This is a genomic window from Spirosoma pulveris (assembly GCF_054781875.1).
On sequence record NZ_BAAGTO010000001.1, the window covers coordinates 1034447 to 1059793 of the forward strand.

Annotated in this window: 28 protein-coding genes; 16 read left to right on the forward strand and 12 right to left on the reverse strand. The window is 49.2% G+C overall.

From position 1 onward, the window contains the following. Positions 1-22: 22 nt before the first annotated feature. The 4 genes from coaD to ACYVJM_RS04205 form a co-directional block, all read right to left on the reverse strand. Entirely contained in the window at positions 23-496 is a 474-nt protein-coding gene (gene coaD / locus ACYVJM_RS04190) for a pantetheine-phosphate adenylyltransferase (RefSeq protein ID WP_461146948.1), read from the reverse strand. A 49-nt stretch (positions 497-545) separates the two neighbouring features. After that, on the reverse strand, positions 546-1436 hold the full coding sequence (locus tag ACYVJM_RS04195) for a DUF3822 family protein (RefSeq protein WP_461146949.1): 891 nt from the start codon (positions 1434-1436) through the stop codon (positions 546-548). A gap of 75 nt (positions 1437-1511) precedes the next feature. Continuing rightward, positions 1512-2009, reverse strand: coding sequence for an NUDIX domain-containing protein (locus ACYVJM_RS04200; protein WP_461147727.1), 498 nt, complete (start codon positions 2007-2009; stop codon positions 1512-1514). A gap of 209 nt (positions 2010-2218) precedes the next feature. Beyond that, positions 2219-2656, reverse strand: a complete 438-nt coding sequence (locus ACYVJM_RS04205) for a CBS domain-containing protein (protein WP_461146950.1) — start codon at positions 2654-2656, stop codon at positions 2219-2221. A 150-nt stretch (positions 2657-2806) separates the two neighbouring features. Between ACYVJM_RS04205 and ACYVJM_RS04210 the strand changes: the two genes are divergently transcribed. Continuing rightward, a complete protein-coding gene (locus ACYVJM_RS04210) occupies positions 2807-4300 on the forward strand; it encodes an ATP-dependent DNA helicase (RefSeq protein ID WP_461146951.1) in 1494 nt (497 codons plus the stop codon). A gap of 87 nt (positions 4301-4387) precedes the next feature. Then, the gene (locus tag ACYVJM_RS04215) at positions 4388-4987 is read left to right on the forward strand and encodes a DUF4126 domain-containing protein (RefSeq protein WP_461146952.1); all 600 of its coding nucleotides are present in this window, start codon (positions 4388-4390) and stop codon (positions 4985-4987) included. A 128-nt stretch (positions 4988-5115) separates the two neighbouring features. Here ACYVJM_RS04215 and htpG read toward each other — a convergent pair whose 3' ends face one another. Then, positions 5116-6948, reverse strand: coding sequence for a molecular chaperone HtpG (gene htpG, locus ACYVJM_RS04220; protein WP_461146953.1), 1833 nt, complete (start codon positions 6946-6948; stop codon positions 5116-5118). A 158-nt stretch (positions 6949-7106) separates the two neighbouring features. On the opposite strand from htpG, the gene ACYVJM_RS04225 reads away from it, so the two are divergent. Together ACYVJM_RS04225 and ACYVJM_RS04230 are read left to right on the forward strand one after the other, a co-directional pair. Beyond that, positions 7107-7481, forward strand: a complete 375-nt coding sequence (locus ACYVJM_RS04225; protein WP_461146954.1) for a hypothetical protein — start codon at positions 7107-7109, stop codon at positions 7479-7481. 45 nt (positions 7482-7526) lie between these two features. Continuing rightward, positions 7527-7835 (forward strand): rhodanese-like domain-containing protein, encoded by a 309-nt coding sequence (locus tag ACYVJM_RS04230; RefSeq protein ID WP_461146955.1) that lies wholly within the window; start codon positions 7527-7529, stop codon positions 7833-7835. Between the two features lie 2 nt (positions 7836-7837). Here the strand turns inward: ACYVJM_RS04230 and ACYVJM_RS04235 are convergent, their stop codons facing one another. The 3 genes from ACYVJM_RS04235 to rplS all read right to left on the reverse strand — a co-directional run bounded on the left by ACYVJM_RS04235 (position 7838) and on the right by rplS (position 10089). Then, the gene (locus ACYVJM_RS04235) at positions 7838-8767 is read right to left on the reverse strand and encodes a bestrophin family protein (protein WP_461146956.1); all 930 of its coding nucleotides are present in this window, start codon (positions 8765-8767) and stop codon (positions 7838-7840) included. A 42-nt stretch (positions 8768-8809) separates the two neighbouring features. Further along, a complete protein-coding gene (gene dapF, locus ACYVJM_RS04240; protein ID WP_461146957.1) occupies positions 8810-9583 on the reverse strand; it encodes a diaminopimelate epimerase in 774 nt (257 codons plus the stop codon). Between the two features lie 131 nt (positions 9584-9714). After that, the gene (rplS, locus tag ACYVJM_RS04245) at positions 9715-10089 is read right to left on the reverse strand and encodes a 50S ribosomal protein L19 (RefSeq protein WP_012926055.1); all 375 of its coding nucleotides are present in this window, start codon (positions 10087-10089) and stop codon (positions 9715-9717) included. Between the two features lie 114 nt (positions 10090-10203). On the opposite strand from rplS, the gene ACYVJM_RS04250 reads away from it, so the two are divergent. Further along, the gene (locus tag ACYVJM_RS04250; protein WP_461146958.1) at positions 10204-11706 is read left to right on the forward strand and encodes an NAD(P)H-hydrate dehydratase; all 1503 of its coding nucleotides are present in this window, start codon (positions 10204-10206) and stop codon (positions 11704-11706) included. 221 nt (positions 11707-11927) lie between these two features. Then, positions 11928-12092: a hypothetical protein gene (locus tag ACYVJM_RS04255; RefSeq protein ID WP_461146959.1), complete on the forward strand. Its 165-nt coding sequence runs from the start codon at positions 11928-11930 to the stop codon at positions 12090-12092. A gap of 1 nt (position 12093) precedes the next feature. Here ACYVJM_RS04255 and feoB read toward each other — a convergent pair whose 3' ends face one another. The 3 genes from feoB to ACYVJM_RS04270 all read right to left on the reverse strand — a co-directional run bounded on the left by feoB (position 12094) and on the right by ACYVJM_RS04270 (position 15339). Continuing rightward, a complete protein-coding gene (gene feoB, locus ACYVJM_RS04260) occupies positions 12094-14211 on the reverse strand; it encodes a ferrous iron transport protein B (protein WP_461146960.1) in 2118 nt (705 codons plus the stop codon). 57 nt (positions 14212-14268) lie between these two features. Then, complete coding sequence (locus tag ACYVJM_RS04265; protein ID WP_012926051.1) at positions 14269-14496, reverse strand: FeoA family protein; 228 nt, start codon at positions 14494-14496, stop codon at positions 14269-14271. 78 nt (positions 14497-14574) lie between these two features. Beyond that, complete coding sequence (locus ACYVJM_RS04270) at positions 14575-15339, reverse strand: sulfite exporter TauE/SafE family protein (protein WP_461146961.1); 765 nt, start codon at positions 15337-15339, stop codon at positions 14575-14577. Between the two features lie 292 nt (positions 15340-15631). Between ACYVJM_RS04270 and ACYVJM_RS04275 the strand changes: the two genes are divergently transcribed. The 10 genes from ACYVJM_RS04275 to ACYVJM_RS04320 all read left to right on the forward strand — a co-directional run bounded on the left by ACYVJM_RS04275 (position 15632) and on the right by ACYVJM_RS04320 (position 23942). Next, positions 15632-16306 (forward strand): heme exporter protein CcmB, encoded by a 675-nt coding sequence (locus ACYVJM_RS04275; protein WP_461146962.1) that lies wholly within the window; start codon positions 15632-15634, stop codon positions 16304-16306. A gap of 78 nt (positions 16307-16384) precedes the next feature. Beyond that, positions 16385-17044 (forward strand): cytochrome c biogenesis protein CcsA, encoded by a 660-nt coding sequence (ccsA, locus tag ACYVJM_RS04280; RefSeq protein ID WP_461146963.1) that lies wholly within the window; start codon positions 16385-16387, stop codon positions 17042-17044. 78 nt (positions 17045-17122) lie between these two features. After that, positions 17123-17377, forward strand: coding sequence for a CcmD family protein (locus ACYVJM_RS04285; RefSeq protein WP_461146964.1), 255 nt, complete (start codon positions 17123-17125; stop codon positions 17375-17377). A 57-nt stretch (positions 17378-17434) separates the two neighbouring features. Beyond that, positions 17435-17875: a cytochrome c maturation protein CcmE domain-containing protein gene (locus ACYVJM_RS04290; RefSeq protein ID WP_461146965.1), complete on the forward strand. Its 441-nt coding sequence runs from the start codon at positions 17435-17437 to the stop codon at positions 17873-17875. 89 nt (positions 17876-17964) lie between these two features. Next, positions 17965-20628, forward strand: coding sequence for a cytochrome c biogenesis protein CcsA (ccsA, locus tag ACYVJM_RS04295; RefSeq protein ID WP_461146966.1), 2664 nt, complete (start codon positions 17965-17967; stop codon positions 20626-20628). 7 nt (positions 20629-20635) lie between these two features. Then, on the forward strand, positions 20636-20863 hold the full coding sequence (locus ACYVJM_RS04300; protein WP_012926042.1) for a hypothetical protein: 228 nt from the start codon (positions 20636-20638) through the stop codon (positions 20861-20863). Positions 20864-20952: 89 nt separating this feature from the next. Next, a complete protein-coding gene (locus tag ACYVJM_RS04305; protein WP_461146967.1) occupies positions 20953-22236 on the forward strand; it encodes a hemolysin family protein in 1284 nt (427 codons plus the stop codon). 33 nt (positions 22237-22269) lie between these two features. Next, complete coding sequence (gene pyrE, locus ACYVJM_RS04310; RefSeq protein ID WP_461146968.1) at positions 22270-22908, forward strand: orotate phosphoribosyltransferase; 639 nt, start codon at positions 22270-22272, stop codon at positions 22906-22908. Between the two features lie 116 nt (positions 22909-23024). Beyond that, on the forward strand, positions 23025-23438 hold the full coding sequence (locus ACYVJM_RS04315; RefSeq protein WP_461146969.1) for an OsmC family protein: 414 nt from the start codon (positions 23025-23027) through the stop codon (positions 23436-23438). Positions 23439-23498: 60 nt separating this feature from the next. Further along, positions 23499-23942: a (4Fe-4S)-binding protein gene (locus ACYVJM_RS04320; protein WP_461146970.1), complete on the forward strand. Its 444-nt coding sequence runs from the start codon at positions 23499-23501 to the stop codon at positions 23940-23942. A gap of 14 nt (positions 23943-23956) precedes the next feature. On the opposite strand, the gene ACYVJM_RS04325 is transcribed toward ACYVJM_RS04320, so the two are convergent. After that, entirely contained in the window at positions 23957-25309 is a 1353-nt protein-coding gene (locus ACYVJM_RS04325) for a dihydrolipoyl dehydrogenase family protein (protein ID WP_461146971.1), read from the reverse strand. Positions 25310-25347 lie beyond the last annotated feature (38 nt).

The following is a 25347-nucleotide window of genomic DNA, read 5'->3' on the forward strand; positions in this document are numbered from 1 at the left end:
AGCAGCCGTGCGCTACCCTGCATTACTTTTCTGTTCCCGGCCTGGCTAACTGATAGGGCAAAAACGCATCGACGTCCTGCCCATACCGGTGCAGATCGCGTATAATGCTGGAACTGATTGGGGCAAGATTTGGCGAAGTGATCAGGAATACTGTTTCGACGTCTTCGTACACGTAACGGTTAACTTGCGAAATTCCGTTTTCATATTCAAAGTCGGTGGTGTTACGAAGCCCGCGCAGTAAAAAGCGGGCTCCCACTTTTCGGGCTACATTAGCCGTCAGGTCATCATAACTGATAACCTTCACGGCAGGTGTAGAACGGAAGGCCTCCTCAATTAACCCGGTCATTTGCTCCAGCGGAAAATAGCGCTCTTTACGGGCATTTCTCCCGATGCCAATAACAACTTCGTCGAACAACTGCAATCCTCGCAGAACAATGTCTTCATGACCACGTGTAAATGGGTCGAATGAACCGGGAAAAAGGGCAATACGCTTCATATAAAGAGAATGAGTGAATCGAATGAATACGAGTATACCTATAGTATTTCTATTCACTCAGTAAACCTAACCCGTATAGACTCAGGTATCGATGATTGGGCAGGTCCTCGAATGCCGATGAGAGCTGAAGACCAGGCGGAATCTGTCCGAATGTCAGTTTCGGCATAAATCGGCTTAATTCGGCGTAGGCTTCGGCAAAGGGAGTTATCTCCCCGTACAGAAAGAGGGGTGTCGACTCCGGTGCCAGGGATTGTGCTTCAAAGACGTACAGTATGTAATAGGTCAGATCCTGCACATTTTTATACCCAAACCGATTGCAGAAGCCTACCTTATGCGCATTTCGGCAGATGATGGTGACAAATTCATCTTCGAAGAATAAATAAACGTTCGCCGATGTCAACGCATGCCGATCCAGATCGGCCGTAGCCTGAATCAATGTGCCGACCTGATGAATATAAACCAGGGGCTGGAGCGGATAAATTTCAGAAAAGAAATCGGCTAAAGGATGCTCCATATTGAATACCGACAGAAACCCTTCGGCAGTATGGGCATAAGATTGGGCAAACTCATGAGCGGGTAATGCACTGCCGCGCATGAGTGCCAGGTAACTTCCGGCGTATTCCTTTCGAAAGAGAGGAGCCGGAATTAATGTAAACGAAGGAGAATTGACCCCGATACGTATTTCCTGCCAGGGACCTGCCGATAACACCGGGTGCTCGCGAAACACATCCGGCAGCACACCGGTTATCGAACGCTCGGTAAGCAGGGATGGAAATGTGTAATCTTCCAGGTATAAACCCTGTCCGCGACTATCCTGCACCATAAACCGAAACCTTTCCCGGCCCACCTCCAGACTTAATACGGATTTACTGGCAAGCCCGGCGTCGAACGAATCGGCGCTAATTTGTACGGTCGGAGATATGGTAACAGCGATTTGCACGGTATCGGGGCAGCCAGTTTTTAGTTGATGGTGAAAAGTAAATCTACAAAAAGCAAACCAGTTAGGACGACGGGTTTATTTCAGATATCCTTTCAATTGAAACACCTCGTCGAGCGAATTACAGTATCGAAACAGGTCGTGTACCTCCTCGGGAGGGTAGCTTTTTATTTCAGCAAACGTCATCAAGCGTACTTCTTCTATAATTTGGCCGCCCAAACTCATTTCGGGGTCTGTTCCCTGATGAAGCTGGCCACCCGTTACGTTAACGGTAAAGAACAGTTCCATAGCGTGCAGGGGAGGCAGCATAAATTCGTTAACGAACAAGAGGTCACCTGGCTCGATCTCCAGTCCTGTTTCTTCCAGAAACTCACGGGTGAGGGCTGCCGGTGCCTTTTCGCCAAACTGGGCTCCCCCGCCTGGCGGACACCAGAATGTGTTGGTAGGGCTAATTCCCCGATGGCGAACCATTAATAACTGATCACCTTCCCGATACAACCCACAAACCCGAAGTCGGAGACGGTTACCATACAACTTAAGTACTTCTTCACGAGGCAAATCGACATTGTCGGCCAATTTGTCACTCCCTAAAGAAACCTTTTCTACCCGCTTCAGCTTATCCGCTACTTCTGTCACAATCTTAAACGTATTTGGGGACGCAAAGGTAACAGATTTTAAGCATTAGTAGGTAAAGGGTAGTAATAGGAGCTAGGAGTGAGGAGTTGCTGACGCGTCATTTGTTTGCTGGCATCAGCAACTCCTCACTCCTAGCTCCCAATACTAATTTAATACGGGCTTCCCGATATATAGCTTTCCAGCGAGTCGATGCGCGTTTTCTGATCGCGTATGATGGCAGTTACGATGTCATTGATAGAGATAATTCCGATTAATTCGCCCTTGTCTACCACAGGTAAGTGCCGAATATGTCGATCAGACATGATCACCATACTTTCTTCCAATGTCTGATCAGGGCCTATCGTAATGACACTGGCCGTCATAACATCGGCAATGCGTGTATCATCGGAATGTCTGTCTTTCAGAATTACCTTACGTGCGTAATCTCGTTCTGAAAATATGCCCGTTAGCTCACCGTCATCGACTACGAGTAAAGCGCCGATATTTTTTTCGGCCATGACCTTGAGCCCATCCAGTACCGTTTGGTCTGAGGAGACACTATAAAGCGCGTTAATGCGCTTTCCCTGAAGTATTTGGCGTATGTTCATGTAGGAGGGTAATTAGTATAGGGTGAAGATAACAAAAAGGTTGAAGGGAGGAAAGGTGAGCTAAAAAAAGGATTAAAAAAATAAAAAGTTGGGGAATCCTGGCTTGTACGTTCTCTTTTCACTTTGGCCCTTTTTTCGTAAATTAGACCCATGAACGAAACCCAAACGGCCGCCCATTTGCTGGCCAAACGTTTCCCTTTTAAGCCTACTCCGGGCCAGGAGCAATTTTTCGAACAGATTGGCCAGTTCATCTCCAAAGAAGAAGTTGCCCATTATCGCGATTGTTTTTTACTGAGAGGCTATGCCGGTACCGGCAAAACAACACTCGTGGGCACGCTTATCAAAGTACTTCCCCGTTTTGGCTATAAATCGGTTCTATTGGCTCCCACTGGACGGGCCGCTAAGGTCATGACCAATTATGCCAAGAAACCAGCCCAGACCATCCACCGAAAAATATATAGACAGGTAGCTGATCCCGGTTCAGGTAATCTGGCTTTTCAACGACAGAAGAATTACCATGAAGACACGCTGTTTATAGTCGATGAGGCTTCAATGATTTCCGATGAAGCCGACTTCGGGGGGAAAGGCCTGCTGACCGACCTGATCGACTTTGTCTTTGAAGGCCCCGGCAATAAACTTATGCTCGTGGGCGATACGGCTCAGTTACCCCCCGTTGGCCGGGAGTTGAGCCCTGCCCTCGACCGGGGGTTTTTGGCCAGTGCTTTCGACATGACTGTGTACGAGCAGGAACTGACCGAAGTCATGCGCCAGGATGAAGAGTCAGGAATTTTGTACAACGCAACGGGCCTCAGGATGCTGCTCGATGGCACCTCTCCTACCCCTAAGGCGGTTGGTTTTGATGCCCTGCTAAATGACAGCGATTCCTCTACTGGAAACGGCGAAATACCGCCCATTCAACTCAACGTCCGTTCATTCAGCGACATTTACAAAATGCCGTTGACTAAGCTGGAAGACGGCATTCGGTACGCGTACGACAAATACGGCCGGGAGAATACAGCGATCATTTGCCGATCCAATAAGTCGGCGGTGCAGTACAACCAGTTTGTTCGACGCATGATTGACCAGTGCGAAGAAGAACTCGACGCCGGAGATATGCTCATGATTGCCCGAAACAACTATACAGTGCTTGAGGAAGACTCCCCGGCAGGTTTTCTGGCCAATGGTGAATTTGCGGAAGTGCAAAAAATCCGCAACAAGGAAGAGATGCATGGTTTTCGCTTCGCCACAGTCACGCTGCGATTGATCGACTACGAAGAGCAACCCGATTTCGATGCCAAAATCATGCTCGATACGCTTCATACGCCGGTCCCCTCGCTGACGGCTGATCAGTATAAGGCACTGTACGAAAGTGTTGCCAAGGACTACTTTTACATTAAAAGCAAGAAAGAACGGTCAGAAGCGATTCGTCGTGACCCTTACCTCAACGCCTTGCAGGTAAAGTTTGCGTACGCACTCACCTGCCATAAGGCCCAGGGGGGGCAATGGAGCGCCGTTTTTGTCGATCAGGGTTTTCTACCCGAGGGCCAGGTGAACGACGAATTCGTCCGCTGGTTGTACACGGCCTTGACCCGCGCCACCGACGAAGCCTTCCTGATGAATTTCAATTCCCAGTTTTTCGGCTGAAACAATCGGTTCGGGTTTCTGGTAGTTAAATTATGGTCTTAGAACCACTGGTATACTTTGAACCATCTACCCTAACGCGTAATTAGTATGTCTCTTGAATGGATAATGAGCGCCTGCGTTGGCGTCGGTCTGGCGGCCTGCTGTGGCTTTCGGGTGTTTGTACCGCTTTTGATTGCCAGTCTGGCCACTAAATTGGGATTTATCAATACCATGACCGGCTTCGAGTGGCTCAGCGGCTGGCCCGCCCTACTGGGGCTAAGCGTGGCTACTCTCTTTGAGCTTGGCGCTTATTACATTCCCTGGCTCGATAACGCGCTCGATACCATTGCCACTCCCACTGCCATCATTGCCGGAACCCTGCTGAGTACGTCTTTTCTTCAAATCGATAATCCGTTACTCCACTGGGGACTTGGTCTGATGCTCGGCGGCAGCACGGCTGGAATCATACAAGCCGGAACGAGTCTACTACGGCTTGGTTCTACCGCTACCACGGGCGGACTGGCCAATCCTGTTGTCGCAACGGGCGAAAATGTGGCCTCTGTCGGGCTGTCCATCTTTAGCATCTTTCTGCCGCTGGTTGCAGCCGTTGTTATCTTTCTGGTACTGATTTTTTTCATCGGGCGTTTAGTTGCTCGCCGGAAAATCTGGTTTACGCGCACCGATAAATCGCCTAAGCTTAGCCCGTAACACCTTTAAAAGCGCTCTGTCCAAGCTGATTTTACCCGACTTTTGGGTCAATCACTTAAAATGGGGCACAAACGATTTCATTAATTCGAAATCGTTTGTGCCCCATTTTAAGTGATAACTACTGATTACTAGGCTAATCCGGCAACCGTCCGTTTCACGAAGGCGGTCAGGTCGGCACCCGTCAGCATATTTTGGGCAAGTAGTGCCAGATCGTACACCTGCTTCACCAGTGCTTTTTGCGCATCGGTATCCGCTTCGGCAAGAACTTTGCCAATCAGCGGGTGGTTTGCGTTGACAACAATGTTGTACGTAACCGGTAGATTACCGTAGAACGACTGCTCGCCCGAGAGAGCGGACATGTCCTTCATCCGACGCATAAACTCAGGCATCGTAATCGTTACGGGCAGTTCGTCAGTTGGCTGGGCCTCCACACTCACCTGCAGCATTTTGTTATCCAGCACCTGCTCAAATACCTCTTTCAGTTTCGTCTGATCGGCCTCCGACAAAACGCTTTCATTGTTCAACCCTTTGTCGATTAACTTGTCGAGCGTATCGGCGTCTACGCGCTGGAAATGCACTTTTTCCAGTTTCTGCTCCAGAGCGTTAATGAAGTGAGCGTCAATAACATTGTCCATCAGGAGCACATCGTAACCCCGGCGTAGAGCCGATTCAATATAGGCGTCCTGTTGTTTCCGATCAGACGTGTACAGCATAACCAGCGTTTCATTTTTGTCTGTCTGGTTGGCCTGTATTTTCTCGCGGTACTCATCCAGCGTGGTGAAAACGCCCTCGGTATTTTTCAGTAGCACAAAGTTTTTGGCTTTCTCCCAGAACTTATCATCGCTCAGAATACCGTATTTGATGAACAGACCAATGTCGTCGAACTTCTCTTCAAAGCCTTTTCGGTCGGCGTTGAAGAGCTCGTTCAATTTATCGGCGACTTTCCGGGTGATGTAGCCGTTGATCTTTTTGACATTACTATCTGCCTGCAGGAAACTCCGCGATACGTTGAGCGGAATATCGGGCGAGTCAATAACGCCATGCAACATCATTAGAAAATCGGGAACTACGTCCTTCACTTCATCGGTAATGAATACCTGGCGGCTGTAGAGCTGGATTTTCTCGCGCTGAAACCGCAGTTCATTCTTGATGCGCGGGAAATACAAAATACCGGTCAGGTTGAATGGATAATCCACATTCAGGTGAATCCAGAACAGCGGCTCCTCCCCCATCGGGTACAGTTCCCGGTAGAAATTCTTGTAATCTTCGTCGGTCAGATCGGCCGGCGACTTCGTCCAGATCGGATTGGTGTTGTTGACAACTTTTCCGTCAAACTCGACGGCAACGGGCAGGAAGCGGGCATACTTGTCGAGAATTCCCTGCAAGCGGCTCTTGCTCAAAAACTCTTCGGAGTCGGGTGCTATGTGCAGAATTATATCTGTACCTCTGTCGGCTCGCTCGGCGGGTGTTAACTCAAACTCTGTAGAGCCATCGCAGGTCCAACGCACAGCCTCAGCACCATCCCGATACGATTTGGTAACGATGTCTACTGTCTCAGCCACCATAAACGCCGAGTAAAAGCCCAGGCCAAAGTGACCGATGATCTGTCCTTTGTCGTCCGTCTTGTCCTTATATTTCTCCAGAAAGTCGGTAGCACCGGAGAAAGCAATCTGGTTGATGTATTTTTTGATTTCATCGGCGGTCATGCCAATGCCATTGTCACTGATGGTAATCGTTTTGGCTTCCTCATCCAGTGAAACCGTCACTTTCAGTTCACCCAATTCACCCCCAAATTCACCGAACGAAGACAGCTGACGCAGTTTCTGAGTAGCATCGACTGCGTTTGAGACTAACTCACGCAGAAATATCTCGTGGTCTGAATACAGGAATTTCTTAATGATTGGGAAAATATTCTCGGTATGGATTGAGATTTGTCCCTTTTCGGTTTGTACAGCTTCCATAATTTATGTTAGTAAGATTATGAGTCTGTTTTGAGGTCGTCAAATCCTGTTCCAGCCTGTTCATTTCTGACAGATTGACAGAGTCGACGTAAGAACAAGTGCATTTGCAACTGATTGCCGCCTGATTGGGTCAGTACGATAAAGCCCCCTTAAATGATATGAATTCGTCTTCACTCCTCCTTTTGGCGCTGCTGTTCGGATGCCAATCGACAACAACAGTCAACCCCGGCGAACGCACTGAGGCTGCTTTTATCACAGACAACAGCAGTATTGCTGATGGTTGTGAAGATTTTGTCCGGCTGGCCATCGATCGAGCAGACACTGCCGGAATAGCCAGTTGGCGTAAACCCACAGCGAGTTCACTCCCTTTGTACCATCAGGCGATTAGTGAGATCCCGCCCTTACCAAACTCGGTGGAACGGGCCGTTTTTGTTCGTTTTGTGGAAACAGGAAAACAAGTTGAGTTACTATGCGGCTGGGGGAGTCGTCAGAAAATAAAGGAGATCGACATCCTGGCAATTTCCAGACGATAGGCTCATCACCGAACAGCCCTTCCGAAAAGTTTGTTATGGCCGTGTATGATCACACACACGTTCACAGATATTACACTTCCCGAACTCGAGAAATTACGGCATGAGCCGCATACCGCAGTTGTTGATGTGCGCGACGAGTGGGAATTTGAGGAATTCAACATAGGTGGTCTGAATATCCCCCTACCTGACATACGAGCCCGAAAAGCAGAACTTTTGCCCTTTTCGACCCTGCTCGTTATTTGTACCAACGGCGTCAGAAGCCGGGTGGCGGCCAAAGATTTGCTCCGCCAACCCGACTTACAGACTAAAGCCATTTACCACCTGCACGGCGGCATTATCGAAGCCGTCGATTAAGATCAGGTCATAATCGTGAAACCCGGCTTGGCAGCCTGTTTTTCGACATGGGGTAGATAAATCTGTAAAATGTCGTGTACATTCACACGAATCAGCTGACTTAACTGATTCAATGGTAAGTCATTGCGTTCTATTCCGAAAGGCTCTTCAATTTCTTCGCCAATCATTTCCAGCCCAACCAGTATGTACGATGTAAGGACAACGGCCGGTATGGTGAGGTAACCAAAGGCAGTTATAACCGTAAAAGGCAACAGCGTTACATAAAGCATGATGAACAACTTGATGAACAACATGTAAGAGAATGGAATGGGTGTGCTCTTGATCCGCTCACAGATGCCGCACACGTCCATCAGCGTCGTTAAATACTGATTCAGGTTAATGTGCTGCGATTCAGATATTTGCCCCTCCCGGTAGAGGATTTCTGTTTTCACCCAGAGTTGGTTCGATACCCCGGCTGGTTTATGATCGAAGTTGCTCAGGTCACGCCGTTCACCTTCTTCGATTATATCCAGCTCACTGGTGTTGCTGCTCTCGCGCAGGTGATTCTTCAGCGCGAAAGGAAAATTAGAAATGGCTTTCGCGTAAAACTCCCGACTTATGACATCGCCTTCGGGTAGAACGGCATTAAAATAAATGGCCAGGTTCCGGCAGTTATTGACCAGTACGCCCCATGCCTGACGTCCTTCGTAAAACCGGTCGTAAGCAGTATTGGTCCGAAAAATAAGCAACAGACTAAGCAGAATGCCCATTGCTCCCAAGAATGAAGAAGGGGTATCTTTCAGACGCATATCTGTATAGTGCATCTCTGCAAACGTGACAACGGTTACATAAATAACGATGATAATCAATCGACCCAACAGCGCTTTTGCCGTAGGTCCGGTGTGAAAATGCCAAATAGATGGCAGTAACCCTTTATTTTTATAAATAATCATTTTCCTGAATAGTGCTGGCAGTTTAATTAACTGCCTAATACACTAAACAGTTATAGTTCCGGCAAAAACACGATTTGCAGGACCAATGAGGTAAATGGAATCGAAGCCACCACCAACCAGTTGGTTAAAGGATACCCGAAGGTTGCCACCGATCGTTCGGATAAAGACGGGAGCAGACATACCCAGTTGCTGGTGAGCGACTAAAGCCACGGCCGTTACACCGGTACCGCAGGAGTAGGTTTCGTCCTCTACCCCCCGTTCGTAGGTTCTGACAAATACGGTATTTTCATCAACTACCTGGGCAAAATTAACGTTTGTGCCGCCCGGCCGAAAAGGTTCGCTGTATCGAATGGCTCGGCCTTCGGCCACGACATCAAACGACTCCAGGTCATCGACAAAGCGCACAACGTGGGGCGATCCCGTATTCAGGAACGTCAGTCCCTGCCGGTCTTCAATACCGGACACGTTAGTCATCTTCAACGAGATACTTTCGTCCGAAACCATCGCCAGATGTTCACCATCTACGGCGATAAAACGAGTTTCGCTGTCGAACAAGCCTAAGTCGTGGGCGAACCGGACAATACACCGGCCACCATTGCCGCACATGCTGCCCTCGGCGCCATCGGCATTGAAATACACCATCCGAAAATCGTAATCCGGATCGTTTTGGAGGAGAATCAATCCATCAGCCCCAATGCCGAAACGCCGATGGCATAGCCGTTCGATAAATGCCTGATCGGCTGCGGGAAACGTTTTGGTCCGGTCGTCGATCAGAATAAAATCGTTACCGGTACCCTGGTATTTAAAGAAGTTCATAGTAATAGCCGCAACAGACTCCGGCCGTTGCTGGTTCACGAGTTACGTCAACAGCCGGAGTCTGTTGCGGCCAACATAAAAAAAGCCGTCTTTACAGACAGCTTTTCAGAATTGACTAATAATTGAAGCAATTATGCGGCTACAACTGCTTTAGGCTTGCGCTCTTTAACCCGAGCGGCTTTGCCCTGACGACCACGTAGGTAGAACAACCGTGCCCGGCGAACTTTACCCAGGCGAACAACTTCAATTTTGTCGATGTTGGGCGACAGAATTGGGAAGATACGCTCTACGCCAACGCCATTTGATACTTTGCGGACCGTGAAAGTCTCGCCGGCGGAACTTGGGTTACGGCGCTGAATAACCGTTCCCGTAAATACCTGAATACGTTCCTTATTTCCTTCGCGGATTTTGACGTGTACGTTTACCGTATCACCCGCCCGGAATGTGGGCAACTCGGTGCGACGCTGCGCGTTGTCTGCCTCCACTAATTTGATTAACTCGCTCATGACCGTATATAAATCGCCAGATAAGTATTTGCGAAATGAGCCGCAAAGATAGTAAATTTATCAGTAGGAGAAAATACTTTTGTGAAATTACGCTCCGATGTCATCCAACAGCTTATGAAAATATTGAACGTTGATCAAATCCGTTCCCTTGACCAATACACAATTCAGCACGAACCCATTGCACCCATTAATTTGATGGAGCGGGCCGCCCTCACGTTTGTCGAGTGGTTTGCCGATCGATTCACAAATAAAACGCCAACTAAAATTTTCTGCGGCCTGGGTAATAACGGAGGGGATGGCCTGGCCATTGCCCGATTGTTACTGGAGCGAGCTTACCCGATTGAAGTGCATGTTGTCCGGTACGCACCACGGGAATCTGACGATTTCATGCACAACCATCGTCGGTTGAAACTCCTAACAGAAATTCATTACATCGAATCAGCCACCGATATTCCAACCATTCGCCATAATGAAGTTGTCGTCGATGCCATTTTGGGATCAGGTTTATCCCGTCCTGCAGAGGGTATCGTTAAAGCGGCTATCGAATCGATTAACCGGGCTCCCGCTACTGTAGTCGCCGTCGATATTGCCAGCGGCTTATACACCGACCAGCCAAACGGACCTACCGATGTGATTATTGAGCCCGACTACACCATTTCATTCCAGTTGCCAAAGCTCGCTTTTGTGCTGCCTAAAAACGGCCCTTTTGTTGGCGAATGGCACACGCTGGACATTGGATTACACAAACGGTTCATTGACAAGGCCCATACCTCCTATTTTTTTACGCAGCCTAAGGAAGCCCGTCTGCTGCTACACAAACGTGATCGTTTTTCAAATAAAGGGACCTTTGGCCATGCCCTGTTACTGGTAGGCAGTTATGGAAAGATTGGTGCAGCTATACTGGCCGCCCGCGCCTGTTTACGATCGGGAGTGGGGTTATTGTCGGTTCAGGTGCCCCAATGCGGTTACGAAGCACTACAAACGATTGTGCCGGAAGCCATGTGCCGCCCCGATCGAAATCAGCATGTATTGTCCGGAAGCAGCCAACTGGACGATGAACCCGACCCAAATAGTTATTCAACCATTGGTATGGGTCCCGGTATTGGCAAAGCTCCCGAGACGCTGGCGATGCTTAAAGAGCTGTTGCCCATGCTGAAAAAGCCCGTCGTTGTCGATGCCGATGCCTTGAATCTGCTTTCTGAAAACCGGGAGTTATTGAACTATCTCCCTAAAAACAGTATTCTTACACCCCATCCAAAAGAGTTTGAACGACTCACTAAAAAGTGGGATAATGATTATGAAAAGCTTGACCTGCTGCGCGAATTCACCCGAAAATATGGCGTAGTCGTTGTCCTAAAAGGGGCTTATTCAGCCATTGCAACGCCCGAAGGAGACATCCATTTCAACTCGACAGGAAATCCAGGTCTTAGTACCGGCGGCACAGGCGATGTACTGACAGGCATTTTGACGGCACTGCTGGCGCAACGTTACGAATCGGTTGAAGCTGCCGTTCTGGGTGTTTTTGCACATGGCCTGGCCGGTGATGTGGTTGCCCGAAAAAGGGGACCCATTGGCATGATTGCTTCGGACGTAATTGATGCGTTGAGTTGGGAATAACAGTACCAAAAAATGTAGAATTCACTCTATGCAATTGAACATGTGAATACGCTTAATCACAAACAGACACAATAATTTGTGATCGAATTATATGCATTTCATGACTATAGAAACAGGTAGTTATACCTACTGGGTAAATTCAGGGTTTCTGCGCTGAAATGTATATCAATAAGGCTTGAAATTTGTGTGCTGTAAACTATAAGTTTTTAGTACGGCACACCATGAAAAACACAACCCACAGGGATTGGCGTTTAAGCCGCCCCATCCGCAGAAATCGCTTTACGCTGGATCAAACGACTGCGTTGGGCGGCTTAACGTTGGCACTGTTTGCGTATATCCTTTGCTACTTTATTTACCCAATGCTCGCCAAAGAACTTCTCTGGTAGTCTACTTAAGGAGCTGGTAGGTAGCAAAAGCGGTTATGTAAGCCAGCGCCATCATATACACCAGTTGAACAGCGGGCCATTTCCAGCTCTTGGTTTCGCGTTGGGTGGCAGCAAGTGTACTCATACACATCATCGCAAAAACGTAAAAGATCAGCAGCGACCAGGCCAGCGCGGGTGTGTACATTGCTTCGCCCGTTTCTGAATTTCGCTCTTGCCGAAGCCGCTCCCGAATGGTTACGCCTTCCTCATCGGCACCACTCCCAATGCTGTAGATTGTTGACATCGTGCCAACAAACACTTCGCGGGCGGCAAATGAACTTAACAGCGCAATGCCTATTTTCCAGTCGTAGCCCAAAGGACGAATGACAGGTTCGATAAAATGACCAAAATTCCCGGCGTAGGATGCCTCCAGCCGTTCGGAAGCGATTCGGTCTTGTAATGCATCGGATGCAGCCGTCGGATTTTGCTGCTTCACCCGTGCTTCGGCTTCGTCCATATCATTGCCGGGGCCATAGCTTGCCACTACCCACAGCACAATGGAGATGGCCAGAATTACACGCCCTGCTTCCCACACAAAGGACCGGACACTCTCCCAAACGGTTAACCCAACATGGTTCCAGCGGGGCAGCTTGAAGGTGGGCAGTTCCATAATGAAGTAACCTCGTTCTTTAGTCTTAAGCAGGACTTTTAGCACATAGGCAGCCAGTAAGGCGCTCACCAGCCCCAGCAGGTACAAGCCCATCAAGGCTATCCCCTGGAGGTTAAATACGCCTGCCACACGCGTGCTTGGTACAACCAGCGCAATAAGTATAGTATAAATGGGCAATCGGGCAGAGCAGCTCATCAGTGGAGTTACCAGTATGGTAATGAGTCGGTCGCGCCGGGTGCCAATACTTCGGGTAGCCATAATAGCAGGAACGGCACAGGCCACACCGGAAATAAGTGGCACCACACTCCGACCGTTGAGGCCGAACTTTCGCATGATACGGTCCATGATGACCATTACCCTCGACATATACCCAGACTCTTCCAGTAAAGCGATCAGCAGGAACAGGAAGGCGATTTGTGGAATAAAGACCAAAATACCACCAAGGCCGGCCAGTACGCCATCCGTCAGCAAATCGGTGAGCGGGCCAGCGGGTAAGCTTTCTTTCAGTTGCCCATTAAGCCAGGCGACACCAGAATCGATGGCGTCCATGAAAGGCTGTGCCCAAGCAAAAATAGCCTGAAATATCAAGAGCAGTACGAATCCAAAAATTGCATAGCCCCAAATCGGATGCAACAGAACCCGATCCAGTTTCTGGCTCCAGGTTGGCTGATTGGCGGGGCGCTGATCGCTTACGACTTCCGTTACAATGGCCGCAATTCGCTTGTAACGAGTAATGGTTTCGCCTGCCTGAAACGTAGTCTCGCTAAACTGATGCTTGTCAATAAGTGCATCCAGCGCTTTCCGTTGGGGTGGGTTCAGGAACGAGAAACCATCATGCTGAATGATATACTGTAAAGCGAGATAATTATTGGTAATCTCATACTGCGCTTTGGTGTCAGCAATTAACCCAGACACGTCATCGGCCGGGTCAAAGAAGAGCTTTCCGGGGAGAACCGGTTCCTGTATCTGACCCAAAACCGCCTTCTTCAACAGATCGACCCCCTCGCCCGTTCGGGCATTGATACGGACAACAGGTACGCCCAGACTCATGGCCAGACGCACCGAATTAACCACCTTGCTTTGTTGCTGGGCAACGTCGAGCATATTGAGCGCCAATACCGTTGGCACACCCAGATCAGCTACCTGCGTGAAAAGAAGCAGATTTCGATGAAGATTCGAAGCATCGACTACCACAACTGACACGTCCGGATAATCCGGATGGGCAGGGTTAGCCAGAATATCAGTTACGATCTGTTCGTCCAGCGACTTTGGATAGATGGAATAAACGCCGGGAAGGTCAATTACGGTTGCCGTATACTGTGCATCAATTGGCCACGTTCCGGATTTTTTATCCATCGTGACACCGGGGAAATTACCCGTTTTCTGACGCAGACCGGTTAACTGATTAAATAATGATGATTTACCGGCGTTAGGATTGCCGACGAGGGCAATGGTGGGAGACGATTTCAAGGCAGTTCACGGTTTACAGCAGAGTGCTCACGGTGGTGAACCACACCCTATAAACGTTTAATTATCGATCAGGATCGTAGCGGCTTCGGACTTGCGCATAGCCAGACAATAACCGGCTACGTTCAGACAAATAGGATCGCCAAGCGGGGCTTTGCTGTGCAGACAAACTTCAGCGCCGGGCAAACAGCCCATTTCGAGCAGTTTAAGCGACATCAATTGATTATTGAACGACTCAATAGTGGCTCGTTCTCCAATTTTCAGGTCAGCTACGCTACGCTTGCTCATGGTGTCAATGAGTCTAATCTTTATTTAGATTCAGTTTAATTAACGCAAGTTTACGACGGAAAGTTTGTTGATGCAAATCTACTTTATCAAATCCCACGCAAATCGCAGAATGGTTGCCGCAATCAACACCAGAAAGAACACCCGGATAAATTGATTCCCTTTCAGAATAGCCAGTCGGGCTCCTAAAAATGCCCCTGATAAATTGGCTAAAGCCATGGGTAAGGCAAAAGTAAAAAGGATTCGACCTTCACGGAAAAAGAACAGCGCGCTCGCCAGATTCGTCGATGCATTCACCAGCTTGGCATGAGCATTGGCTTTCAGGAAGTCGAAGCCAATAAGGGTGATGAACCCAAGTACCAAAAAACTGCCGGTTCCCGGCCCGAAGAATCCATCGTAGAAACCAATCCCGGCCCCCATGAGCCACATGCGCCTACGTTGCTGGCTCGCCGTGACAATCCGATGTGACACCTGACCAAAATTTTTTTTAGTCAGGGTATACATAAACACCCCTATTAAAATTACCAGCGCAAGGGGTTTCATAAAACTATTGGGTACTCGCGTGAGCGTCCATGACCCAAGCCAGGCGGCTGCAAAGGCAATCACCATCATCGGACCAATAAAACGAGCCACTACCGTCACCCGTCGGCTGTACTGAAAGGCACCCATCAGGCTGCCGGATAAAGAGGGTATTTTGGTAGTACCAATAAGCGTAGGAACTGGATACTGTGGCAGGCTGAACAGAATAGCCGGTGTTTGAATCAGCCCCCCTCCGCCAATGATCGCATCGACAAACCCGGCAACGAATGAGAATCCGCAGAGAATAAAACCCGTAGAAAAATCCATTAATAATGCACTCCTTTATTTACTAAACAGGGAGATTCAGCTTGCCCTTAGCCGGAAACATACTCCGTCCGAACTTAAATCCGCCACGCCAACCTGCTATTTTGCTTTTTTAGTAAGGCTAAAAACAGGCGCTTCGTTCACGAAACCTCCTTTTCGGTTGGTTAATTGGCCATTATCCTGCCATAAAGTCGTCTGGTCGGCAATAGCAGATAATATCCGAATGCAGAACCGTAAACTATTTCTTTTTCGCATCAGCATTGCGCCGTAAATTTGCCGAATTAATAGAGAAAGTATGGCAGAATCGGTACGGCAACTGAGTGCGCTGATGCGGAAAGAGTTTCTGCTGGAGTGGCGGCAACGGTATGCCCTCAATGGAATGTTGCTATACATGGTGGGGGCCGTGTTTGTTTGTTACCTGAGCTTTAATGCGCGACGTGGTCAGCTAACACCCATTGTCTGGAATACATTGTTCTGGATTATTTTGTTGTTCACGGCTATCAATGCCATTGCCAAAAGTTTTGTGCAGGAACGGGCCGGACGCCAGTTGTATTATTATACCCTCGCCAGTCCGCAACAGATTATCCTCTCGAAAATCCTTTACAACACTGTCCTGATGCTCGTGCTGGCTTTTTTGGGCTTTAGCGTGTATGCATTCGTATTAGGGAATCAGGCCAACGATGTACCGCTTTACCTGTTGACTCTGGTACTGGGCGCGGTGGGCTTTGCCTCTTCATTAACCCTTGTATCAGGCATTGCCAGCAAAGCCGAAAATCCGGCTACGCTGATGGCGGTGTTGAGCTTTCCGGTTATTCTGCCGCTTTTGTTGATGTTGCTTAAAGTATCGAAAAATGCGCTTGATGGCCTGGATAGAAGCGTAAGCTGGAGCGAAATAGGCACAATACTGGCAATTGATGCCATTGTTCTGACACTTTCCTGGTTGTTGTTTCCGTTTTTATGGCGGAGTTAAGTATGGCGGGCGATCCGCCTTGGCGGGGTAACCCGCGCTGTTAGATTAGATAAGCGGGACTCTCCCGCGCTACTTGATATGAAAAAGAATTGGTGGAAGGCCCTGGCGGTCATCATCCTTACGTATGTTATCTTTCGGGGACTGCTTGGTGTAGTGCCCCGCCAGCCGATTTTGAACGAAAGCATCCGGAACGTGTATTTCCACGTTCCCCTTTGGTTCAGCATGATTGCCCTGCTGCTAACTTCAGCGGTTTACTCCGTCCGCTACCTCCGCAGCGGACGACTCGACGACGACCTGGTTGCCGTTGAATTTGCGAATACAGCCATTCTGTTCGGTCTGCTTGGTTGTCTGACAGGTTCTATCTGGGCGAACTTCACCTGGGGCGAACCCTGGCCAAACGACCCTAAACTGAATAGTGTTGCCATTGGTATGCTGATGTATATGGCTTATCTGGTGCTGCGGGGTTCGTTCGACGATGAACAGAGACGGGGGCGAATTTCAGCCGTTTATAACATCTTTGCTTTTGCGGTCTTTATCCCACTCATCTTTATTGTTCCGCGCCTGACGGATTCGCTTCACCCCGGCAACGGCGGGAATCCGGCTTTCGGCAAATATGATATGGATAACCGGATGCGGATGGTCTTTTATCCGGCCATTATCGGATTTATTCTGCTGGGCGTCTGGATTACGGAGCTGCGCGTTCGATTCAGACGATTGAAAGTGGCTCTGGATGACTAATATTTGCCATTTCCGGAACGGTAGTTCCGGGAATGATTACCCTTATTTTTACGTTATTTTCTTACAATCCGTACAACAATGCGACTGCCTTCCCGCTCCATGTATCTTTTAGCGACTTTGCTTCTGTTTAGCCAGCATTTATTGGCCCAGCAACCCGTTTCCAACGGTGTAGAAATGGCCGACCAACTCCGGGCTGATGGCAAAATATGGGTCGTGGTCGCCGTCATCGCGGCTGTATTCACAGGTATTATTGTGTACCTGATCCGGCTTGATCGTCAGATCGGGAAGTTGGAAGACGAAGTAAGGGATAAAAAGAAGCAGTTTAGTTTATAGTTCGTTGTTTGTGGTTGAATGCCTGACAGCATACCGCCCGTTAACCAGTTAACCAAAATGAAAATCTCTCATATTATCGGCATTATCATTATTGCAGTAGCCATTGGTGTCATTGCCAGCACCGCGGGTGATGCCAGCGTTTACACGACCTTCACGAAAGCCGAGCAGATGAAGAAGGATGGCGACGACAAGATGATTCACGTTGTTGGCAAAGTTCAAAAAGATGCCCAGGGTCGTATTACCGATATGCTGTATAACCCCGCCATTGACCCGAACCACTTCGAGTTTACCCTGATCGACAACGAGAACCGGGCACAGAAGGTCGTCTTTAACAGCCCTAAGCCCCAGGACTTCGAGCGATCGGAGCAGATTGTGATCATTGGCGCCATGCAGGGTGATCATTTTCAGTGCAACAAGATCCTGCTGAAATGTCCATCGAAATACCAGGATGGCAAGCTGGAAACAACGGAACACGAAGCCAAAACGGCACAGTTGTAATTGGCTGAATGATTGAATGACAGATCCGCTCAGGTGGTAAGTCTATGCATTCACTTATTCATTCACTCAACGATTCACTCATTCAATTCATGATACATACCACAGTCGGGCAACTCGGCCACTTTTTTGTAATTCTCTCGTTTGTTACGGCACTCGTAGCAACGGCTGCCTATTTTGTTTCGGCACTCGGTCTGGGGCGTTCCCTACAGGCAGAGGTTGTCGAAGAGCCTCAGCTTGCGTATGCCGGTGAAGCAAGCTTCGGCAACAAGAAGGCCAGGCATTCGGCTAAATCCGTTACAAAAGCAGCCATACAACCCGCCCGCGACGACTGGCGGTCACTGGCCCGATGGGCTTTTTATCTGCATGGTCTGGCTGTGGTCGGGGTAGCGGCTTCCCTTTTTTACATCATCTTCAACCACTACTTTGAGTACCATTATGCCTGGAGTCACTCGTCTCGGGCGTTGCCGGTGCAATACATGATTGCCTGTTTCTGGGAGAGTCAGGAGGGTTCGTTCCTGCTTTGGCTGTTCTGGAATGCCGTTTTAGGAGCCGTATTGATTCAGAAAGCGGGTACCCGTTGGGAAGCCCCTATGATGGCTATTTTTGCGCTGGTACAGGCATTCCTGGCATCGATGATTCTGGGCGTCGTTTTTGGTGATTCATTTAAGATTGGGTCTTCGCCCTTTCTGCTGTTGAGTGAAGCAATGCCGGAAGCACCCATTTTCGCTGCCGACCCTAACTTCATTCCTAAGGACGGTAAAGGCCTGAATCCGCTGCTCCAGAACTACTGGATGGTCATTCACCCGCCTACCCTATTCCTGGGTTTTGCCCTTACCCTGGTGCCTTTTGCCTACTGCATTGCCGGTCTGTGGCGTAACCAACCGCTCGAATGGATTCGTCCCGCGCTCCCCTGGACGCTCTTTGGCGCCATGATTCTGGGAATCGGCATCATGATGGGTGGCTACTGGGCTTACGAAACGCTTAATTTTGGTGGCTACTGGAACTGGGACCCCGTCGAGAATGCGGTCTATGTACCTTGGCTCGTTATGGTGGCGGCCCTGCATACCATGCTGATTGCCAAACGCTCCTCAACGGGCTTAAAGACGGCCATCATTCTGACCATCAGCACATTCCTACTTATACTGTACGCTACCTTCCTGACCCGTAGCGGTATTCTGGGTAATGCGTCAGTGCACTCGTTTACCGATCTGGGACTCTCCGGCCAGTTGTTGATTTACCTGCTGGTTTTTGTGGCCTTGTCTGTACTGCTGGCGGCCCGTAAGTGGAAACAAATTCCGTCGGATGCCGAAGAAGCTTCGGTCTACACCAAAGAATTCTGGGTATTTATTGGCGCTACGGTCCTGTGTCTGGCTTCGTTTCAGGTAATTGCCACAACGTCTATTCCGGTTTATAACAAGATTCTGGAAGCATTCGGAAAAGTATCGAATCTGGCTTTACCTGCGGATCAGATCGCTCACTACAACAAATTCCAGGTTTGGTTCTTTGTTGTGATTGCTTTAATCACCGGTGTTGGCCAGTTTATGTGGTGGCGCAAAATTGAGAACAAGAAATTTGAAGCGCTCATTACGCCGGGTATCCTGACCTTACTCGTTAGTGCCGCTCTCATTGCGTTTGGCGAGATGAAAAACCCGGTATACATGGTACTGCTCGTGGCCTCGGTGTTCGCACTGATGACCAACGGCACTATTTTGCTGGGTGTTATCCGCGGTAATTACCGGCTATCCGGTGGTGCCATTGCCCACATCGGCATGGCCCTGATGCTGATTGGCATACTGTATTCTGCCGGATTCTCGAAGGTAATTTCCATCAATAATACGGGCCTGCTGATTTCGAAGCAGGACGAGTTCACCAAGAACGATAACAAAGAGAATAAGGAAAATACGTTGCTCTGGCTGAACCAGCCCGAGCGGATGGGCCCTTATCAGCTAACCTATCGCGGTCAGCGAATAGAAGCCCGCGACATGCCTGGTTACATTCCCCGTGCCGATGTTGAAGTTATTGAAGGCGACTTCCACGGAATTGCTCTGCGCGACCTTGAGCAGAATGGCAAGATTTACCACAAGAAAGGTGACACACTGGCTTTATATCCGGAGAACACCTATTATGACGTAGAATACCGGGAACCTAACGGCAAGATCTTCAATCTTTACCCCCGCGCGCAGGTAAACGAGCGGATGGGCTTGCTGGCCTCACCCGATATTCGGCATAAGGCAGACCGCGATATGTACACGTTCGTATCGTCGGTACCTGACCCAACGGCCGAGAGTAAATGGGAGAAAACAGAGACCTATTCCGTTGCTATTAAAGACACGTTTTTCCTGAACGATTACGTCGCTATTCTGGACGATGTTGTTCGTACGACGGAAGTCGACGGGGTAGAAATTGGCGCTTCTGATGCTGCTGTTCGGGCCAGGGTCCGGGTGCTCGACAAAAATGGCGAACACATCCTAAACCCGGCCTTCGTCATCAAGGACCGGATGGTAGCTCATCCTGCCGAAACGAGTGATGAACTGGGCGTCCGTATTCAGCTTAATGAAATAGATCCCCGCACCGGCAAATTCACGTTTGCCGTTAACCGGACCCAACGCGATTACATCGTTATGAAAGCCCTGGAAAAGCCCCTAATCAATTTACTCTGGATTGGGACTCTGGTGGTCGTGCTCGGCTTCTTCATTGCCACGGTTCGACGGTATCGGGAATTCAGTAAGATGAAAGGTAAACTGGAGGCATAACAACAAAATGAAACTTTCAGAAATACTGCTTTTAGCTGTTGCGGCTGGCTTTCTGGTCATCTGGATTGCTGAGTACCAACGGACCAGTTTTGGCGACAGTTATTGGTTGTTAATGCTTTTTCTGGGCTTTTTGCTTGCCTTTCAATACGTTCGTACCAAACGGCTTGAACGGGAAAAAGTGGTCTCACCAACCATTAAACAAATGGTGGAAGACCGAAAGAAAAAAAAGAAATGATGACTGACAAATGGTGAATGTTCTGCTCAGGCATACAACTCACCATTTGTCAGTCATCACCGCACCGGCGAACCGGTCATTCGTAAACAATGGAACCCTACGCCCTTTTATTTGGTGCTTTACTTGCGCTAGTGCTGGCTGGTTTTTTCTCGGCTGTCGAGATGGCCTATGTATCGGTCAACCGATTGTATTTTGAGCTGCATAGTAAGCAGGGACCACTCAGTGAGAAACTGGTATCCGGTTTTCTAAAAAACCCCATTCTCTTCGTTGGCACAACACTGACCGGCAATACACTTTTCCTGGTTCTGTATACTGTACTGGGCGTAACCGTTCTCAACCCGCTGCTGACGACCCTTCTGCCAGCCGCCTGGACCGCACATGAGTATGTCATCATTGGCATTGAAACACTGATCTTAACCGTCATTTTCCTGCCCCTGGCCGACTATATTCCAAAAAGCCTGGCACTCATTCACCCCGACCGGTTTCTGGAAGCATTAGCAGTGCCTCTATGGGTTATTTATAAGACAATTGCGCCCGTTGTGCGGGTACTGGTGGGCACGGCGCGGTTCTTTATCCGGTATGTGCTGGGCAAAAAGAACCCGGAAATCCGACCTGTTTTCGGACTGACAGACCTTAATCATTACCTTCAGCAGCTCAATCAAAAAGCAGATGCGGAAAAAGAAGTTGAGGTCGATACGCAGATCTTTAATAACGCTATCGAATTTAGGGATGTACGCGTACGTGATTGTTTGGTACCCCGCACTGAAATCACCGCCGTTGCCGTTGATGATACAGTCGAAGAGCTTCGGCAGGCGTTTCAGGGAAGCGGTCACTCCAAAATTGTTGTCTACCGCGATACCATCGATGATGTAATTGGGTATTGCCATGCGCTGGCTTTATTTAAAAAACCTGCTACCGTCGAGGAGATCATTACGCCCATAATTGTCGTTCCTGAAACAATGCCGGCTCAGGATCTGCTGTTACGCTTTCTGTCAGAACGCAAAAGCCTGGCACTGGTTGTCGATGAGTTTGGGGGTACGGCCGGTATTGTCAGCGTAGAAGATATGGTCGAACAGATTTTCGGTGAAATTCAGGATGAATACGATACCAACGAAGACTGGGTTGAACAGCAACTCGACGAAGCGAACTGGCTGTTAAGTGCCCGCCACGAAATCGAAGACCTGAACAAAACATACGACTGGCATATTCCCGAATCGCCACAATACGATACGCTCGGTGGGTTAATTCTGGCTACCCACGAAGACGTTCCCCAGGTTGGCGAGGTTATTGAGTTTTTGCCTTTTACGTTTACCATTGTTTCAATGGACGGTACTCGAATCGACACGGTAAAGGTCCATCTGAACAAAGAGTAGTCCACCATTGCTTTTATTATTTACTGTTAAATCGTGAGTCAATCGTCCATTCAAAGAACTGTAGCGCGGCATCTGCTGGCGGTACAGGCTGTCCGGCTTAAGCCCAACGAACCTTTCACCTGGAGCTCCGGATGGAAATCTCCCATTTACTGCGACAACCGGGTTACACTGGCATATCCTGACGTACGCACCTACATTAAAAATGCCTTAGCCGACGCCATCCGAAAGCGGTTTCCATCGGTTGAAGTCATTGCGGGTGTTGCCACGGCAGGTATCCCACAAGGTGCGCTGGTGGCCGATGTATTAGACATCCCGTACTGCTACGTTCGGCCGGAGCCCAAGTCGCACGGTATGGGTAAGCAGATTGAAGGGCACCTGACCAGCGGCCAGCGCGTGGTTGTTATTGAAGACTTGATCTCTACGGGTGGTAGTTCGTTAAAGGTTGTCAATGCCCTTCAGGCAGCAGGTGCTGAAGTACTGGGCATGGCGGCTATTTTCACGTATGGATTCCCGGTAGCCGAGCAGAACTTCGCTAATAAAAACATACCACTGGTTTGCCTGAGTAACTACGATGCGCTGCTGCTTGAAGCGCAGGAACTGGATTATATTCCGGCCGAGGCCATGGAATCGCTGGCAGCATGGCGTCAGAACCCAGCTCAGTGGGGCCAGTAGTTGGTTATTCGTTTACTGATTATTAAGTTAGTGGTTGATGACTGTCAACTGACAGCGTATAATAAGTAGGTTTGGTATGACTACCCGTTGACCAATAACTTAATAATCCGAACAACATGGCTCTGATTACCGCCCGAATTGATCGAACACCGTACGAAACCCATCTTTCGACCTCCTCGCAAGTTATTGTTGCTGATGAGCCGATAGAGGTTGGTGGTCAGAACCGGGGTATGGGGCCAAGTGAGTTGCTAGCTGGCTCGCTGGCCTCCTGCACAGTCATGACCGTACGCATGTATGCTGATCGGAAAGGATGGCCGCTCGATTCGGCAGTCGCTCACGTTGAGTTTACCTACAACCCAGTAACCCAACGGTCGCTGTTTACGATGGAACTCATCCTGAACGGTGACCTCACCGACGAGCAACGAACCCGGCTTACCGAGATAGCCGACCGCTGTCCCGTTCATCGCACTTTACAAAATCCGATTGACTTTGAAACGATTCTCGTTGAGGATAACAGCCTGAAACGGTAAGCCTCCGTCCACGAGAAGCCTGCTCCAATCCAAACGCTCCCCTCCTAACCTACATGCTCGATGGCCGACTCAACGCCAACCCCCGACGTTACCAAAACCTATACGAACGGCGAAATTACGGTTGTTTGGAAACCAGCCGTTTGCATTCACTCCAAACTCTGCTGGACGCAGTTGAGTGAAGTTTTCAACCCCAGAGAACGTCCCTGGGTGAAAATGGAAGGTGCCTCTACCGACCGCATTACCGAACAGGTTGACCGTTGCCCATCCAGAGCGTTGAGTTATTACCGGAACGACCAAAACCTGCAAGCCGAAAATATACAAGCCGAAAGCATTGTAGAGCCATTACCCAATGGTCCTTTACTAGTGTATGGCAATTTGACCGTTAAGGGTGCCGATGGGCAGGAAACAAAGAAAAATAAAGTCACTGCGTTTTGCCGCTGCGGAGCAAGCAGCAACAAGCCCTACTGCGACGGATCGCACGTTAAAATAAACTTTGTGGGTTAATCGAGGGCGGTTATTCAATCATCAGGCAGCATCGAACTCAGGTCAGACCCATGCGTTGGGTACGCAAATAACGTCGCTCTCATTTCTTTAGCCTTGATACCATGTTTAATGGCCAGCGTAAACAGGTTAATGACCTCTTCGGAGCTCGACCCTAATACGTGTGCCCCCAGTATCAGGTCAGTTTCGACATCGACCAGGGTTTTGAAAGCAGTAAACGACTCATTGATCCGTCGGCTGCTGTACCAGTCGCTGGTTTCCTGAAACGTTACCTTGACATTACCACCTTTCTCTTTAACCTGCTCTTCGGTTAAACCTACCGAGGCTAGTGTTGGTAAAGTAAAAACAGCCGAAGGCACAGGATTATCTTCATACATCCGGTTATTCCCGTTCAGGATGTTTGCAGCTACGATGCTTCCTTCGTAGGAGGCCAGTGGTGTGAGCGGTAATCCTTTATCGGCTACATCGCCACAGGCATATACAATTGGGTTCGATACGCTCTGGAGGTACTCATTCACGACTATTCCTTTCTTACCTGAAGTAACTCCGGCTTTTTCCAGATTAAGTTCAGCAACATCGGCGATACGTCCGGCAGCATGAACAACCTGGTTCGTTGTAATCGAGTATTCTTTCCCCTGTTGTTCATACAAAACGGTCAATGCATCCGTATCTCTATTTACGGCGGTTACTTTGGCTTCCAAGATGATGTGAATGCCGATGGATTCCATGGCCTTTACGAGCAGCTTGACCAGATCGGCGTCGAAGCCCTCCAGCGGGCGCTGACCCTGGTGGATGATGGTGACATCCGCCCCGGCCCGGGCGGCAATATGCGCAAACTCAAAAGCGATGTAGCCGCCACCGACCATGACAAGTTTAGCCGGTAGCCGGAGAAGTTCCAGGAATCCGGTACTGTCGATCAATAATTCCTCTCCGGGAATGTTGAGCGGCTGTGGCCGCAGACCCGTTGCGAGCACAATATGATGCGCCGTAAGTTCCTCTTCACCAACCCGGATTACGTTGCCGGACACAAACGATGCACTACCGTGAAAAGTCTGAATACCCAGGTCATCAAATTTCGTTTGTGTTCGCTCCGGGACCGGACTAGTGAACGTCTTCTTGAACGCCATCAGATCGGCCCAGTCAATTGTGGCGGGCTGGGTAATGCCTTTTCCTGTTAGTTGTTGCGAACGGGCTATAATTTCGGCTGCTCCTACCAACACCTTTTTAGGATCGCAACCCCGCTGCGAACAGGTACCCCCAAAAGGTAACTTGTCGATAATAGCGACAGATTTACCGGCTTGCCGGGCCGTTTGGGCAACCGTTGCACCTGCCGAGCCGGTGCCAATAACAACTAAGTCAAACGTACGCATACCTGTGAAGAGAACTGAATAGTCATGCGTATAACGCA

Bases quoted from the DNA above. Each gene is read 5' to 3' on its own strand.
- coaD (WP_461146948.1), bottom strand. From the start codon at position 496: ATGAAGCGTATTGCCCTTTTTCCCGGTTCATTCGACCCATTTACACGT.
- ACYVJM_RS04205 (WP_461146950.1), bottom strand. From the start codon at position 2,656: ATGAACATACGCCAAATACTTCAGGGAAAGCGCATTAACGCGCTTTAT.
- ACYVJM_RS04210 (WP_461146951.1), top strand. From the start codon at position 2,807: ATGAACGAAACCCAAACGGCCGCCCATTTGCTGGCCAAACGTTTCCCT.
- ACYVJM_RS04215 (WP_461146952.1), top strand. From the start codon at position 4,388: ATGTCTCTTGAATGGATAATGAGCGCCTGCGTTGGCGTCGGTCTGGCG.
- htpG (WP_461146953.1), bottom strand. From the start codon at position 6,948: ATGGAAGCTGTACAAACCGAAAAGGGACAAATCTCAATCCATACCGAG.
- ACYVJM_RS04225 (WP_461146954.1), top strand. From the start codon at position 7,107: ATGAATTCGTCTTCACTCCTCCTTTTGGCGCTGCTGTTCGGATGCCAA.
- ACYVJM_RS04230 (WP_461146955.1), top strand. From the start codon at position 7,527: ATGATCACACACACGTTCACAGATATTACACTTCCCGAACTCGAGAAA.
- ACYVJM_RS04235 (WP_461146956.1), bottom strand. From the start codon at position 8,767: ATGATTATTTATAAAAATAAAGGGTTACTGCCATCTATTTGGCATTTT.
- dapF (WP_461146957.1), bottom strand. From the start codon at position 9,583: ATGAACTTCTTTAAATACCAGGGTACCGGTAACGATTTTATTCTGATC.
- rplS (WP_012926055.1), bottom strand. From the start codon at position 10,089: ATGAGCGAGTTAATCAAATTAGTGGAGGCAGACAACGCGCAGCGTCGC.
- ACYVJM_RS04250 (WP_461146958.1), top strand. From the start codon at position 10,204: ATGAAAATATTGAACGTTGATCAAATCCGTTCCCTTGACCAATACACA.
- ACYVJM_RS04255 (WP_461146959.1), top strand. From the start codon at position 11,928: ATGAAAAACACAACCCACAGGGATTGGCGTTTAAGCCGCCCCATCCGC.
- ACYVJM_RS04265 (WP_012926051.1), bottom strand. From the start codon at position 14,496: ATGAGCAAGCGTAGCGTAGCTGACCTGAAAATTGGAGAACGAGCCACT.
- ACYVJM_RS04270 (WP_461146961.1), bottom strand. From the start codon at position 15,339: ATGGATTTTTCTACGGGTTTTATTCTCTGCGGATTCTCATTCGTTGCC.
- ACYVJM_RS04275 (WP_461146962.1), top strand. From the start codon at position 15,632: ATGGCAGAATCGGTACGGCAACTGAGTGCGCTGATGCGGAAAGAGTTT.
- ccsA (WP_461146963.1), top strand. From the start codon at position 16,385: ATGAAAAAGAATTGGTGGAAGGCCCTGGCGGTCATCATCCTTACGTAT.
- ACYVJM_RS04285 (WP_461146964.1), top strand. From the start codon at position 17,123: ATGCGACTGCCTTCCCGCTCCATGTATCTTTTAGCGACTTTGCTTCTG.
- ACYVJM_RS04290 (WP_461146965.1), top strand. From the start codon at position 17,435: ATGAAAATCTCTCATATTATCGGCATTATCATTATTGCAGTAGCCATT.
- ccsA (WP_461146966.1), top strand. From the start codon at position 17,965: ATGATACATACCACAGTCGGGCAACTCGGCCACTTTTTTGTAATTCTC.
- ACYVJM_RS04300 (WP_012926042.1), top strand. From the start codon at position 20,636: ATGAAACTTTCAGAAATACTGCTTTTAGCTGTTGCGGCTGGCTTTCTG.
- ACYVJM_RS04305 (WP_461146967.1), top strand. From the start codon at position 20,953: ATGGAACCCTACGCCCTTTTATTTGGTGCTTTACTTGCGCTAGTGCTG.
- ACYVJM_RS04315 (WP_461146969.1), top strand. From the start codon at position 23,025: ATGGCTCTGATTACCGCCCGAATTGATCGAACACCGTACGAAACCCAT.
- ACYVJM_RS04320 (WP_461146970.1), top strand. From the start codon at position 23,499: ATGGCCGACTCAACGCCAACCCCCGACGTTACCAAAACCTATACGAAC.
- ACYVJM_RS04325 (WP_461146971.1), bottom strand. From the start codon at position 25,309: ATGCGTACGTTTGACTTAGTTGTTATTGGCACCGGCTCGGCAGGTGCA.